Below are 13,703 nucleotides of genomic sequence, written 5' to 3'. Positions count from 1 at the left end.
TCGACGGCCGGTCGAGACTATCACGGTAGCCGGCGTATCGAACCTGGCCGGCGCCCTCGGGGCCATCGGCAGCGGGCCGGCGGCCCGCGGATTGGCTGCGAACTGGCATCGAGCGCGATTCTCAGAGTTCTGGCAGTGCCGCGGCGCAGCGGTGGACCGATACCATCTGGAGAAGCAGAAGGGTGCTGCGACACGCGGGAGGTTCGTTCCTGCGGGGAGGCTCCACACAGACGAGTGAGGCGGGCGTTGGGCATGAACAGCCAACGGGGGCTAGTTCAACGCATCGAGCGCAAACTCCAGTACTCCGTCGGAGATGCGTTCGCCCGGGTGTTCGGCGGACCGATCGTGCCCCAGGAAGTGGTATCGACGCTGCGCCGGGAAGCGGCTGACGGCGTTCAGTCACTGACGCGAAACCGCCTTTTGGCTCCGAACGAATACATCATTACCCTCGGTATGCACGACTACGAGAAGGTCAGCGCCGACTCGGATATCGCGTCGGGCGCGTGTGCCGAGCAGCTGGCCGCGTATATCTGCCGACAGGGGTGGCAAACGTATGGTGATGTGGTTGTCAGGTTCGAGCCGTCCCCGAACCTGCACATCGGTCAGTTCCGCGCCCGTAGTGTTGTCAATCCCGATATCGAGCCCGATATCGAGCATCGAAAGCCGGCCGGCAATTTCGTCGCACCACAATCAGTTCATGCTTTCCACGCAGAATCAGGAGTACCACCCATGACCGAGAATCCCAGCTATCGCGGTGGCCCGGGGCAGGGGGAGCCCAGCGACGATTACCACGAGGAACGCCACGAGCCGCCGCAGGATGATCCTTCTGGTGGTCAGGAGTCCCGCGACCCGTACCCGCCGGAACCCGTCGGCTACGCCGAGCAAGGTGGCTACCCGAACCAGGGTGGCTACCCCGACTACGGCGACCAGCGCGGCTACGGCGACCCGCGCGGCTACCCCGACCAGCGCGGCTACCCCGACCCACGCGGCTACCCCGACCCACGCGGCTACCCCAACCAGCGCGGCTACCCCAACCAGCGCGGCTACCCCAACCAGCGCGGCTACCCCAACCAGGGCGGCTACCCCGACCAGCGCGGCTACCCGAACCAGGGCGGCTACCCTCCGTACGAACAGCGTCCCGTCGCCGGCTACGGCGGCCAAGCCCGCGACCAGGGTTACCAGCAGGGCGGCGGCTACGGCCCACCCGGCGGGCCGGGCTACGGCGACGACGGCCGCCCACCCGCGCGTCCGGACGACCCCGGTTACGGCCCGCCCGACCAACGGGCGCCCTACGCCGGCCAAGGCGGCGGCTACGACCAGGGGTACCCGGGCGGTCCGGGATACGGCCGGCAGGACTACGGATCGCCCGAGTACACCCAGTACGCCGATGCGGCGCCCAGCGCCGGCTACGACTATGGGCAGTCTGCGCCCGGCGGCTACGGCGGCTACGAGGCGGGCGGCTACGGGTCATCCGGCACCACGGTGACCCTGCAGCTCGACGACGGAAGCGGCCGGACCTACCAGCTCCGCGACGGCGCGAACGTCATCGGCAGGGGACAGGACGCGCAGTTCCGCCTGCCCGACACCGGGGTGTCGCGACGCCACCTCGAGATCCGGTGGGACGGGCAAGTGGCGCTGCTGTCCGACCTGAACTCGACCAACGGGACGACCGTCAACAACGCGCCGGTGCAGGAGTGGCAGCTGGCCGATGGCGACGTGATCCGGCTGGGGCACTCCGAGATCGTCGTCAGAATCCGCTGACGCGCGGGCCGGCCGAGCTGCACCCGTGTCCAACGCCGTCCAAGTATCGTGACGTTGCCGATGTGCTCGGCATCGCGGGTGCGACGGTGCGAACGGCGCCAGGATGGAGAGGACGCCAGATGCAGGGACTGGTTCTGCAGCTGACGCGTGCCGGATTCCTGATGCTGTTGTGGCTTTTTATCTGGTCGGTGTTGCGGATCCTGCGGACGGACATCTACGCCCCGGCCGGTGCGGTGCTGGCACGACGCGGCCTGGCGTTGCGCGGCACTCTGCTGCCGTCGCGGCAGCGCAGCCGTGCGGCACGCTATCTGCTGGTCACCGAAGGCTCGCTACTGGGCGCGCGGATCACCCTCAGCAACCAGCCGGTGCTGATCGGACGCGCCGACGACTCCACGCTCGTGCTGACCGACGACTACGCCTCGACGCGGCACGCGCGGCTTTCCCAGCGCGGCCTGGAGTGGTACGTCGAAGATCTAGGGTCGACCAACGGCACATACCTTGACAGGGCAAAGGTGACGACGGCTATACGCGTTCCCCTCGGCACGCCGATTCGTATCGGCAAAACGGTAATCGAGTTGCGCCCGTGACGCTGGTCCTTCGCTATGCGGCCCGCAGCGATGTCGGCCTGGTGCGCTCCAACAACGAGGATTCGGTGTACGCCGGAGCACGTCTTTTGGCGTTGGCCGACGGCATGGGCGGCCACGCGGCCGGTGAGGTCGCGTCCCAGTTGGTGATCGCCGCGTTGGCCCAACTGGACGACGACGAGCCCGGCGGCGACCTGCTGGCCAAGCTCGATACCGCGGTGCGAGAAGGTAATTCGGCGATCGCCGCGCAAGTCGAGATGGAACCCGACCTGGAGGGCATGGGCACCACGCTGACCGCAATCCTGTTCGCGGGCAACCGGCTTGGGTTGGCGCATATCGGCGACTCACGCGGCTACCTGCTGCGCGACGGCGAACTCACCCAGATCACCAAAGACGACACGTTCGTGCAAACCCTGGTCGACGAGGGCAGGATCACCCGCGAGGAGGCTCATAGCCATCCGCAGCGCTCGCTGATCATGCGGGCACTGACCGGTCACGAAGTCGAGCCCACCCTGACGATGCGGGAGGTGCACGCGGGCGACCGCTACCTGCTCTGCTCCGACGGGCTCTCCGACCCGGTCAGCGACGAAACCATTCTCGAGACCCTCAAGATTCCCGACGTCACCGAGAGCGCCGACCGGCTCATCGAACTGGCGCTGCGCGGCGGCGGCCCGGACAACGTCACGGTGGTGGTGGCCGACGTCGTCGACCATGACTACGGCCCCACCCAGCCGATCGTCGGGGGCGCGGTATCCGGTGACTCCGATGATCGCGACCAGTCGACCCGGCCCAACACCGCCGCCGGTCGGGCCTCGGCCATCAATCCCCGCAAAAGCGTCGTCAGGCGCATGCTGCCGCAAGTCGAAGCCGCCATCACACCGCACCGATCACATCGGCGGGCAGCAGTCGGCGCCGCGCTGATCGTCTTGCTGGTGCTCGCGGCGGTCGCCATCGGCCGGGCAGTCATCCGCAGCTATTACTACGTCGCCGACTACCAGGGCACTGTCTCGATCATGCAGGGCGTCCCGGTGTCGATCCTCGGCCTGTCGCTGAACCAGCCCTACTCACACGGCTGCTTGAACAGCCGCAGCGAATTGTCGGTGATCCGCTACGGGCAGCCGGCCGATGCCCGCAACTGCCTCCCGATGAAGCTGTCGGACCTCGGCCCGTCGGGCCGCGCACAGGTGGCGGCCGGCCTGCCGACGGGCACCCTGGACGAGGCCATCGCGCAGCTGCACAAGCTGTCCACAGAATCCTTGCTGCCCCTGTGTCCGTCGCGGCGGGTCGTGTCGCCTCCGGGGCCGACGGCCAAAACTGCGCCGGCGCCCCGACCGGGCGGATCTTCCGGCGCTACCGTGACGCCCGAGGAACCCGCGGTAGGCCCGTCGCCGGCCACCACCGCACCCACCGCGACGGCGCTCCCGCCGCCGCCCACGCCAGGCACCGACTGCCGGGCCCCGGCATGACGACCCAACCCCAGCAGCCAGTACCGGTGACGCCGACGCTGCCGAATCGGCGTAACGCCGAACTCCTGCTGCTGTGCTTCGCCGCCGCGATCACCGCCGCGGCGCTGGCGATCGTCGAGGCCAACCAAGATCGCGGGTTGCGGTGGACCCTGGCCGGCTACGCCGCCGCGTTCCTGGCGATGTTCGTCTGCGCGCACGTGGCGATCAGACGTTTTGCCGCGTATGCCGACCCGCTGCTGCTGCCGGTGGTGATGCTGCTGAACGGGCTGGGACTGGTGATGATCCACCGCCTCGACCTCGCCGCCCGCCTCACGGATACCCGGGGGCATCCCGGCGCCACCCAGCAGATGGTGTGGACCGGGTTGGGCGTGGCCGTCTTCGCGGCGGTACTGGCCTGGTTGAAAGACCATCGACAACTGGCCCGCTACGGCTACATCTGCGGTGCGGCCGGCTTGGTGCTGCTGGCAATCCCGGCGCTGCTGCCGTCGTCGGTCTCCGAACAGCACGGCGCCAAGATCTGGATTCGGTTGCCAGGCTTTTCGATTCAGCCCGCCGAATTCTCCAAGATCTTGTTGCTCGTCTTCTTTTCCGCGGTTCTGGTGGCCAAACGCAGCCTGTTCGTCAGTGCGGGCAAACACGTGCTCGGCATGGACCTGCCCCGCCCGCGAGACCTTGGGCCGCTGCTGGCGGCGTGGGTTATCTCCGTCGGCGTGATGGTCTTCGAAAAGGACCTGGGGACCTCGCTGCTGCTCTACGCCTCCTTCCTGGTCGTGGTGTACATCGCCACCCAACGGTTTAGTTGGGTAGTGATCGGCTTGACGTTGTTCGCGTTGGGCAGCTTTGCGGCGTATTTCGTTTTCGAGCACGTCCGAGTTCGGGTGCAAACCTGGATGGACCCGTTCGCCGACCCCGAGGGCAGTGGCTACCAGCTGGTGCAGTCGCTGTTCAGCTTTGCCACCGGCGGCATGTTCGGCACCGGGCTGGGCAACGGCCAGCCCGACAGCGTGCCGGCGGCGTCGACCGATTTCATCATCGCCGCCTTCGGCGAAGAGCTCGGACTGGTCGGACTGGCCGGGCTGCTGATGCTTTACACCATCGTCATCATCCGCGGCATGCGCACCGCGATCGCGGTGCGTGACAGCTTCGGCAAACTGCTCGCGGCGGGGTTCGCCTCGACGCTGGCCATCCAGCTGTTCATCGTCGTGGGCGGGGTGACCAAGCTGATTCCGTTGACCGGTTTGACCACACCGTGGATGTCCTACGGCGGCTCGTCGTTGCTGGCCAACTATGTACTGCTGGCCGTTCTGATCCGGATCTCGCATGCCGCCCGGCGCCCGTTTCACACCCCGCCACGCGACCGGCCCCCGATAGCGGCCGCCGGCACCGAGGTGATCGAGCGGGTATGAACGCTTCCCTGCGCCGCGTCTCGATGGCCGTGCTGGCGTCGGTCGTGCTGCTGGTGGTCAACGCGACCCGCGCTCAGGTATTCACCGCCGACGGGTTGCGAAACGATCCCCGCAATCAGCGGGTCCTGCTCGACGAGTACACGCGGCAGCGCGGTCAGATCACCGCCGGCGGGCAATTGCTGGCGTACTCGGTGGCCACCGACGGCCCCTTCCATTTTTTGCGCGTGTACCCCAACCCCGAGCAGTACGCCCCGGTCACCGGGTTCTACTCGTTGCGCTACTCCAGCACCGGATTGGAGCGCGCCGAAGGGCCGCTGCTCAACGGGTCCGACGAGCGGCTGTTCGGACGGCGGCTGGCCGACTTCTTCACCGGTCGTGATCCCCGCGGCGGCAACGTCGGAACCACCATCAACCCGCGGGTCCAGCAGGCCGGCTGGGATGCGATGCGGCAGGGTTGCAACGGACCGTGCAAAGGCGCCGTGGTCGCGCTGGAACCGTCCACCGGCAAGATCCTGGCGTTGGTGTCGTCGCCGTCCTACGACCCCAACTTGCTGTCCTCGCACAACGCCGAGCAGCAGTCGCGAGCCTGGCAACAGTTTCGTGACGATCCCGACTCGCCGCTGACCAACCGCGCCATCGCCGAGACCTATCCGCCGGGTTCCACCTTCAAGGTGATCACCGCGGCGGCGGCGCTGCAGGCCGGCGCCACCGAAGACGAGCGGCTGACCGCGGCGCCCACCATTCCGCTGCCGGGCAGCTCCGCCACCCTGGAGAACTACGGCGGCGCGGCCTGCGGCCCGGAGCCGACGGTGTCGCTGCGCGACGCGTTCGCCCGCTCGTGCAACACCGCGTTCGTGCAACTCGGAATCATCACCGGCACCGACGCGCTGCGACGCACCGCCGCGTCGTTCGGTTTCGACGTCCCGCCGGACCCGATCCCGCTGCAGGTAGCCCAATCCACCGTCGGGCCCATCACCGACGGCGCGGCGCTGGGCATGTCCAGTATCGGGCAGAGGGACGTCGCGTTGACGCCGCTGGAGAATGCGCTGGTGGCCGCGACCGTCGCCAACGACGGGATCACGATGGCGCCCTACCTCGTCGACGACCTTCAGGGACCAGACCTGGCCAACATCGCCACCACCGCCCCGCACGAGCAACGCCGCGCGGTGTCCCCCCAGGTCGCGGCTAAGCTCAAGGATTTGATGGTCGGCGCCGAGCAACTCACCCAGCAGAAGGGAGCAATCCCCGGCGTGCAGATCGCATCCAAGACCGGTACCGCAGAGCACGGCACGGACCCGCGCAACACCCCTCCGCACGCGTGGTACATCGCCTTTGCGCCGGTCCAGAGCCCGCGGGTGGCTGTCGCCGTGCTGGTCGAAGGTGGCGCCGACCGGCTGTCCGCGACCGGCGGTGCGCTCGCCACGCCGATCGGGCGGGCGGTGATCGAGGCAGCGCTGCAGGGAGGACCATGAGCCCCCCGAAGACGACGCGAGTGAGGATCGCAGCGAGGAACGAGCGCGGACCGGGGCGAGCGGGAGTCGAGGCATGAGCCCGCGAGTAGGCGTGACGCTGTCGGGCCGGTACCGCCTGCAGCGCCTGATCGCCACCGGCGGCATGGGCCAGGTATGGGAGGCCGTGGACAGCCGGCTGGGGCGGCGCGTGGCGGTCAAAGTGCTCAAGAGCGAGTTCTCGTCGGACCCCGAATTCATCGAACGGTTTCGCATCGAGGCGCGCACCACCGCGATGCTCAACCATCCGGGTATCGCCAGCGTGCACGACTACGGCGAAACGCAAATGGACGGCGAGGGCCGCACCGCTTACCTGGTGATGGAGCTGGTCAACGGCGAGCCGCTGAACTCGGTGCTCAAACGGACCGGCAAACTCTCGCTGCGGCACGCGCTGGACATGCTCGAGCAGACCGGTCGCGCGCTGCAGGTCGCGCACGCCGCCGGACTGGTGCACCGCGACGTCAAACCCGGCAACATCTTGATCACCCCGACCGGTCAGGTGAAGATCACCGACTTCGGCATCGCCAAGGCCGTCGACGCGGCGCCGGTCACACAGACAGGAATGGTGATGGGCACCGCCCAGTACATCGCGCCGGAACAGGCGCTCGGTCACGACGCGACCCCGGCCTGCGACGTGTATTCGCTGGGAGTCGTCGGCTACGAATCCCTCTCGGGCAAGCGGCCGTTCACCGGTGACGGCGCGCTGACGGTGGCGATGAAGCACATCAAAGAGCCGCCGCCGCCGCTGCCCGCCGAGGTGCCGCCCAACGTGCGCGAACTGATCGAGCTCACGCTGGTGAAAAACCCCGGCATGCGGTACAAAAGCGGCGGCCCCTTCGCTGACGCCGTGGCGGCGGTGCGCGCGGGCCGCCGGCCGCCGCGGCCCAGCCAGACGCCCGCCGGCCGGGCCGCCCCGGCGTCCATCCCGTCGGGCGCGCTCACGCGGGCGGTGGCCACGACGACCAGCCGGGCCACCGCGGCCCGCCGTTCGCGGCCCACGACCGGCCCGCACCGAGCGGCGCCGCCGCACCGCACGTTCTCGTCGGGTCAGCGGGCGCTGCTGTGGGCGGCCGGGGTGCTGGGCGCGCTGGCGATCATCGTCGCGGTGCTCATCGTGATCAACTCGCGCGGCGACAGCCCGCAGCCACAGCCGTCCGCCCCGACCGTCACCGAATCCGGGACCCCCTCGCCCACGAAGACACCGGCCGGCGCGGGCCCGTCGGCGTCGGCGCAGCCGTCCGAGCGGACGGATGGCGGGCTGGCCGACGCGTCGCCGAGCCGACAAGAGATCCCGCGATGACGACCCCGCAGCACCTGTCCGACCGCTACGAACTCGGCGACATCCTCGGCTTCGGGGGAATGTCGGAAGTTCACCTGGCCCGGGACGTCCGGCTGCACCGGGATGTCGCGGTCAAGGTGCTGCGCGCCGACCTGGCCCGCGACCCCAGCTTCTACCTCCGCTTCCGGCGTGAGGCCCAGAACGCGGCGGCGCTGAACCACCCGGCGATCGTCGCCGTGTACGACACCGGCGAAGCCGAAACGGCCGCCGGGCCGCTGCCCTACATCGTGATGGAGTACGTCGACGGCGTCACCCTGCGCGACATCGTGCACACCGAGGGGCCGATGCCGGCCCAGCGTGCCATCGAGGTGATCGCCGACGCCTGCCAGGCGCTGAATTTTTCGCATCAGCACGGCATCATCCACCGCGACGTCAAACCGGCAAACATCATGATCAGCACGACCGGGGCGGTGAAGGTGATGGACTTCGGGATCGCCCGGGCGATCGCCGACGGCGGCAACAGCGTCACCCAGACCGCGGCCGTGATCGGCACGGCGCAGTACCTGTCGCCCGAGCAGGCCCGCGGCGAGGCCGTCGACGCCCGCTCCGATGTCTACTCGCTCGGCTGCGTTCTGTACGAAATCCTTACCGGGGAACCGCCGTTCGTCGGCGATTCGCCCGTGGCGGTGGCCTATCAGCATGTTCGTGAAGACCCCGTCCCGCCGTCGCAACGGCACCCGCGCATCTCCGCCGAACTCGACGCCGTCGTGCTCAAGGCGCTGGCTAAAAATCCCGAGAACCGCTACCAGACCGCCGCCGAGATGCGGGCCGACCTGGTCCGGGTTCACAACGGCGAGCAACCCGAGGCGCCCAAGGTGCTCACCGAGGCCGACCGCACATCGCTGCTGGCGGCGTCCTCGCCGTCGGGTCCGCCCGGAGCGCACACCGACCCGTTGCCCAGCCAGCAACTGAACTTCGATCGAGACACCGGCGTCGGGTCGGTGGGGCGGTGGCTTACCGCCGTCGCCGTCCTGGCGGTGCTGACCGTCGTCGCCACCATCGTGATCAATACGTTCGGCGGCAAGACCCGTAATGTGCAGGTGCCCGACGTGCGGGGTCAGGTGTCGGCCGACGCGATCGCCGTGCTGCAGAACCGCGGATTCAAGACACGCACCCAACAGAAGCCGGACTCCACGGTGCTGCCCGACCACGTCATCGGCACCGATCCCGCCGCCAACGCCTCGGTCGGCGCCGGCGAGCAGATCACCGTCAACGTCTCCACCGGACCCGAGCAGCGCGAGGTGCCCGACGTGTCCTCGCTGAGCTACCCGGCGGCGGTGCAGAAGCTCAAGTCCGCCGGGTTCGGCCGGGTCAAACAGGTGCGTTCGCCGTCTACTCCGGAGCTGCAGGGCCGGGTCATCGGGACCAATCCGCCGGCCAACCAAACGTCGGCGATCACCAACGAGATCACCATCGTCGTCGGTTCCGGTCCGGCCACCAAGGACGTGCCCGACGTGGCGGGCCAGCTGGCCGACGAGGCGCAGAAGAACCTGACCGTCTACGGCTTCTCCAAGTTCGCTCAAGCCTCGGTGGACAGCCCGAAGCCGGCCGGCGAGGTGCTGGGCACCAATCCGCCGGCCGGAACCAACGTGCCGCTCGACTCGGTGATCGAGTTGCAGGTGTCCAAGGGCAACCAATTCGTGATGCCCGATCTGGTGGGCATGTTCTGGACCGACGCCGAACCGCGGCTACGCGCGCTGGGCTGGACCGGGGTGCTCGACAAGGGTTCCGACGTGGACGCGGGCGGCTCCGCGCGTAACCGCGTGGTCTACCAGACGCCGGCCGCCGGGCAAGGTGTCAACAAGGACGGCAGCGTCACGCTGAGGTTCGGCCAGTAACCGCCGCCACCGCACCGGTGTCATGGGTCCGCACGGCGGCGAGCACCTCGCTTTCCAGCCGTCCTATCAGTGCGTCGTCGCGCGGGTGCCCGCAGTAGGCCAGCCAGTTGGCCAGCAATCGGTGTCCGCCCTCGGTGAGGATCGACTCCGGGTGGAACTGCACCCCGTGGACGGGCAGCTCGGTGTGGCGCACACCCATGATGACACCGCTGCGGGTGCGGGCGGTCACCTCCAGCTCGGCGGGCAGCGTGTCCGGCAGGATCGTCAGCGAGTGGTAGCGGGTCGCCGTGAACGGATCCGGAAGTCCATGGAGCACACCGCTGTTCGTGTGGAACACACTGCTGGTCTTGCCGTGCAGCAATTCCGGTGCCCGGTCCACGGTGGCGCCGAAAGCCACCCCGATGGCCTGGTGCCCCAGGCACACTCCGAGCACGGGGGTGCGCGCCGCGGCGCACGCGCGGACCAAGCCCACCGACGCACCCGCGCGTTGCGGGGTGCCCGGCCCCGGGCTGAGCAGCACACCGTCGAACTGGGCTGCGGCCGCGGCAGGTTCGGACACCCGGACGTCGTCGTTGCGCCACACCTGTGCTTCGACGCCTAGCTGGCCGAGGTACTGCACCAGGTTGAATACGAAGCTGTCGTAGTTGTCGACAACCAGGATGCGCATCGTGCCAGGCTACCGCCGGGTCAGTAGCTGATCGGCCCGGCCGGCACCGCGTAGTGCATCCGCGGCGGGTCGGCGTGGCCGACGATCCGCACGTCGGACATGACCTGCTCGGTGTAGCCCAGGCCGAACCGCACCACGTACTGCTTGTACAGGGTCACCAGGGGAGCGGCCGCCAGTGCGGCCTGCATCGCCGCGGCATCCCCGACGGCGGCGATGGTGTACGGCGGGCTGTAGGTGCGCCCGTTGAGCAGCAGGGTGTTTCCGACGCAGCGAGGCGCCGAGGTGGCGATGATCCGCTGGTCCTGCATCTGGATCGCCTCCGCGCCGGCGCTCCACAGCGCGTTGAGCACGGCCTGGATGTCCTGCTGGTGCACCACCAGATCGTCGGGTGCGGCGTCGCGAGGGAAGCGGCCGTTGGCGTCCCGCTGGGCGTCGGTGAGCGTCACCACCAGACCCGGCCCGTGCACCGGGTCCAGGCCGGCGTCACCGGCGAGCTCGGCGGAGCGTCGCAGCATCGCCGCCAGTGCCGCACCCGGGGAGCGACCGTGCGTGGAGTCGATCGTGGCGGCGAGCCTGTCGCGCCGCGCGCTCAGGCCGTTCACCGACGACTGGGCGGCGCGGACCAGGTCGACCAGCCGCGGCGCGTCGCTGCGCCGGATCTCGCCGCCGCCGGACACACCCTGCGTGGCGCCGAGCAGCAGGCCGGCCAGCAGGCACACCAGCGGGACGCCGACGCGCCACGGTGATCGTTTCGGTGCGGCCATCGACACTCCGTTCGCCGGTCGTGGGGTGGGTTAGTCTCGTAGCCGAACTATGCCCCTGGCTGCCGACGTTATCGTCGCAGTTATCGTCGCACCCGCCCTGCTCACCTGTCCGAGGTATCGATGCCCAAGTCCAAGGTCCGCAAGAAGAACGACTTCACGGTCAGCGCGGTCAGCCGCACGCCGGTCAAGGTCAAGGCCGGGCCGTCTAGTGTCTGGTTCGTCGCGTTGTTCGTCGGTCTGATGCTGATCGGGCTGCTCTGGCTGATGGTGTTCCAGCTGGCGGCCTCCGGCCCCGACGCGCCGTCGGTGCTGAACTGGATGGGGCAACTCGGTCCGTGGAACTACGCCGTCGCGTTTGCTTTCATGATCAGTGGCTTGTTGCTCACGATGCGGTGGCGATAGTGCGCCCCGGCGCCGATGATGGCGTCAGCGCCGGGGACAGACATTATCGGACCCGAAAATTTGCGGTCGTCCAATCACACGATTGTGATTCATCCCCAGTGTTGACAGCGCTTGTGGATAACCGCATCGGCAGTGGTGGGCGGGCTAGGTAGCCCATGCAGCAAACGACGTGGGCGCCGCGCACGGCGGGCATCGCACTGTGCGGAATCGCCGGCGCCGCGATGGCGTTCTGCGCTGTGACTCTGGTCACAGACCCGCCGGGACGTGTCCTGGCCGGTGTTGCCGCCACCGGTTTGATCTTGTTTGCCACCGTCTCGTGGCACGCTCGGCCCAAGCTGGCAATCACCCCCGACGGTCTGGTCGCCCGCGGATGGGTGCGGGCGCAGCGATTCCGGCCCGCGGACATCACGCTCGTCCGGATCACGGAGTTCCGCCGCATCGGACGCAGGATGCGGTTGCTGGAGATCGAGGCGGTGGGCGGCCGTCTGCTGATCTTCTCCCGCTGGGACCTCGGGACCGACCCGTTGGACGTGCTCGACGCGCTCACCGCCGCCGGCTACGCCGGCTCCTGACGGAGGGCGGGTCAGGAAATCGTGATCGACTCGATGACGACGGGTTCGGTCGGCCGATCAGTGTGGTCGGTGGGGGTGGCGGCGATAGCGTCGACGACCTTGCGGGAATCCGGGTCGAGAACCTCGCCGAAGATGGTGTGCCGGCGGTTCAGGTGCGGCGTCTCGCCGACCGTGATGAAGAACTGCGAGCCGTTGGTGCCCGGGCCCGCGTTCGCCATCGCCAGCAGATACGGCTTGTCGAACTGCAACTCCGGGTGGAACTCGTCGGCGAAACGGTAGCCCGGGCCGCCGCGGCCGGTGCCCGTCGGGTCGCCGCCCTGGATCATGAAGCCGCTGATCACGCGGTGGAACACGGCGCCGTCGTAGAAGGGCCCGGCGATGCTGCCCGAGGCGTTCTCGGTCGAGTAGTCCTTGGTGCCCTGCGCAAGACCCACGAAATTGGCGACGGTCTTGGGGGCGTGGTTGCCGAAGAGCGCGATCTTGATGTCGCCGCGGTTGGTGTGCAGCGTGGCGGTGGCTGTCTGAATCGGGGTGGTGGTCACGACAGCAGAGTCTGCCATCAACGCCGTGGGCGCCCGTCGCCCAGTACCCCTGGTCGGGGGCGCGGCATCGGCTCCGTGGCCTGTTGGCCCATTGGTCCCGCCGGCGCCGCAGAACGTGGCAGGCTAGGAAGTTCGCAGGCACAATCGGCAGGAAGGCGGCAGATGAGCTCGAACACGGACGTCCGGTTGACTCCGCGGCAGCGGTTGACCCGGGGACTGACGTACACCGCCCTGGGGCCGGTGGACGTGACGCGCGGCGTTGTCGCACTGGGAGTCGATTCCGCGCAGGAGGGCGCGTCCCGGCTGCGGCGCCGGTACCAGGAGGGCCGGCTGGCCCGGGACCTGCAGGTCGCTCGCGACGCCGTCTCGCAGGAGGTGGCCGCCGGTCTGCAGCGGGCGCGACGATCCGGCCGGCACACTGCGCGCCCGTGGTTGATCGCCGGCGTCGTCGTGGCCCTGGCCGTTGGCGCCGCCGCGTTTTCGGTGATCCGCCGCTCGTCGCGCCCGGAGCCGTCGACGCGGCCGCCCAGCGTCGAGGTGCAGCCGCGGCCCTGACCCCGCCCTGATCCCGGAGAGTGGAGCCTAGGGGATTCGAACCCCTGACTTCTGCCTTGCAAAGGCAGCGCTCTACCAACTGAGCTAAGGCCCCTCGCCCCGGCCCGCGGTGGGGCCGGCAGTCACATGCCAGACCTCGGCGCCGCGCCGGGACCGCACCGCCAGCGCGGCCGCCGCGAGCACGGCCACCAGCAGTGCGAACCTCACGAAGCGCCGGGACGGACACATGGTTGTGGGCCTAGGAGGACTCGAACCTCCGACCTCTTCGTTATCAGCGAAGCGCTCTAACCGCCTGAGCT

Annotated in this window: 14 protein-coding genes and 1 tRNA gene; 10 read left to right on the top strand and 5 right to left on the bottom strand. The window is 68.9% G+C overall.

Features of this window, described 5'->3' with window-relative positions:
- The first annotated feature begins 729 nt into the window (after positions 1-729).
- From ABDW21_RS04280 to pknB, 7 genes are all read left to right on the top strand, one after another.
- Positions 730-1,761: an FHA domain-containing protein gene (locus tag ABDW21_RS04280; protein ID WP_343601823.1), complete on the top strand. Its 1,032-nt coding sequence runs from the start codon at positions 730-732 to the stop codon at positions 1,759-1,761.
- 119 nt (positions 1,762-1,880) lie between these two features.
- A complete protein-coding gene (locus ABDW21_RS04275; protein WP_343601822.1) occupies positions 1,881-2,348 on the top strand; it encodes an FHA domain-containing protein in 468 nt (155 codons plus the stop codon).
- Entirely contained in the window at positions 2,345-3,811 is a 1,467-nt protein-coding gene (locus ABDW21_RS04270; protein ID WP_343601821.1) for a PP2C family serine/threonine-protein phosphatase, read from the top strand. Before ABDW21_RS04275 ends, ABDW21_RS04270 begins: the two co-directional genes overlap by 4 nt.
- The gene (locus ABDW21_RS04265; RefSeq protein WP_343601819.1) at positions 3,808-5,217 is read left to right on the top strand and encodes an FtsW/RodA/SpoVE family cell cycle protein; all 1,410 of its coding nucleotides are present in this window, start codon (positions 3,808-3,810) and stop codon (positions 5,215-5,217) included. The genes ABDW21_RS04270 and ABDW21_RS04265 overlap by 4 nt, the downstream gene beginning before the upstream one ends.
- A complete protein-coding gene (gene pbpA / locus ABDW21_RS04260) occupies positions 5,214-6,689 on the top strand; it encodes a D,D-transpeptidase PbpA (protein WP_343601817.1) in 1,476 nt (491 codons plus the stop codon). The genes ABDW21_RS04265 and pbpA overlap by 4 nt, the downstream gene beginning before the upstream one ends.
- A 73-nt stretch (positions 6,690-6,762) precedes the next feature.
- Complete coding sequence (locus tag ABDW21_RS04255; protein ID WP_343710090.1) at positions 6,763-8,025, top strand: protein kinase; 1,263 nt, start codon at positions 6,763-6,765, stop codon at positions 8,023-8,025.
- A complete protein-coding gene (gene pknB, locus ABDW21_RS04250) occupies positions 8,022-9,902 on the top strand; it encodes a Stk1 family PASTA domain-containing Ser/Thr kinase (RefSeq protein WP_343601813.1) in 1,881 nt (626 codons plus the stop codon). Before ABDW21_RS04255 ends, pknB begins: the two co-directional genes overlap by 4 nt.
- On the opposite strand, the gene ABDW21_RS04245 is transcribed toward pknB, so the two are convergent.
- Both ABDW21_RS04245 and ABDW21_RS04240 read right to left on the bottom strand, forming a co-directional pair.
- The gene (locus ABDW21_RS04245; protein WP_343601811.1) at positions 9,880-10,569 is read right to left on the bottom strand and encodes an aminodeoxychorismate/anthranilate synthase component II; all 690 of its coding nucleotides are present in this window, start codon (positions 10,567-10,569) and stop codon (positions 9,880-9,882) included. The two genes, pknB and ABDW21_RS04245, sit on opposite strands and share 23 nt — an antisense overlap.
- 20 nt (positions 10,570-10,589) lie before the next feature.
- Positions 10,590-11,333, bottom strand: coding sequence for a DUF881 domain-containing protein (locus ABDW21_RS04240; protein ID WP_343710089.1), 744 nt, complete (start codon positions 11,331-11,333; stop codon positions 10,590-10,592).
- A 120-nt stretch (positions 11,334-11,453) separates the two neighbouring features.
- Here ABDW21_RS04240 and crgA point away from each other — a divergent pair, with 120 nt between their 5' ends.
- Entirely contained in the window at positions 11,454-11,735 is a 282-nt protein-coding gene (crgA, locus tag ABDW21_RS04235; protein WP_343601809.1) for a cell division protein CrgA, read from the top strand.
- A gap of 155 nt (positions 11,736-11,890) precedes the next feature.
- Positions 11,891-12,307 (top strand): PH domain-containing protein, encoded by a 417-nt coding sequence (locus ABDW21_RS04230; RefSeq protein WP_343601807.1) that lies wholly within the window; start codon positions 11,891-11,893, stop codon positions 12,305-12,307.
- Between the two features lie 11 nt (positions 12,308-12,318).
- Here ABDW21_RS04230 and ABDW21_RS04225 read toward each other — a convergent pair whose 3' ends face one another.
- Entirely contained in the window at positions 12,319-12,867 is a 549-nt protein-coding gene (locus ABDW21_RS04225) for a peptidylprolyl isomerase (RefSeq protein WP_343601806.1), read from the bottom strand.
- A gap of 144 nt (positions 12,868-13,011) precedes the next feature.
- Here ABDW21_RS04225 and cwsA point away from each other — a divergent pair, with 144 nt between their 5' ends.
- Complete coding sequence (cwsA, locus tag ABDW21_RS04220; RefSeq protein ID WP_343601805.1) at positions 13,012-13,404, top strand: cell wall synthesis protein CwsA; 393 nt, start codon at positions 13,012-13,014, stop codon at positions 13,402-13,404.
- A gap of 21 nt (positions 13,405-13,425) precedes the next feature.
- Here the strand turns inward: cwsA and ABDW21_RS04215 are convergent.
- Together ABDW21_RS04215 and ABDW21_RS04210 are read right to left on the bottom strand one after the other, a co-directional pair.
- Positions 13,426-13,498 (bottom strand) — tRNA-Ala (locus ABDW21_RS04215).
- Complete coding sequence (locus ABDW21_RS04210) at positions 13,489-13,611, bottom strand: hypothetical protein (RefSeq protein WP_343601804.1); 123 nt, start codon at positions 13,609-13,611, stop codon at positions 13,489-13,491. Before ABDW21_RS04210 ends, ABDW21_RS04215 begins: the two co-directional genes overlap by 10 nt.
- Positions 13,612-13,703: the final 92 nt, after the last annotated feature.

The organism is Mycobacterium sp. (assembly GCF_039583805.1).
GTDB lineage: Bacteria > Actinomycetota > Actinomycetes > Mycobacteriales > Mycobacteriaceae > Mycobacterium.
The sequence above is the reverse complement of the archived record's forward strand: the minus strand, read 5'-3'. Positions and strand labels throughout refer to the sequence as shown.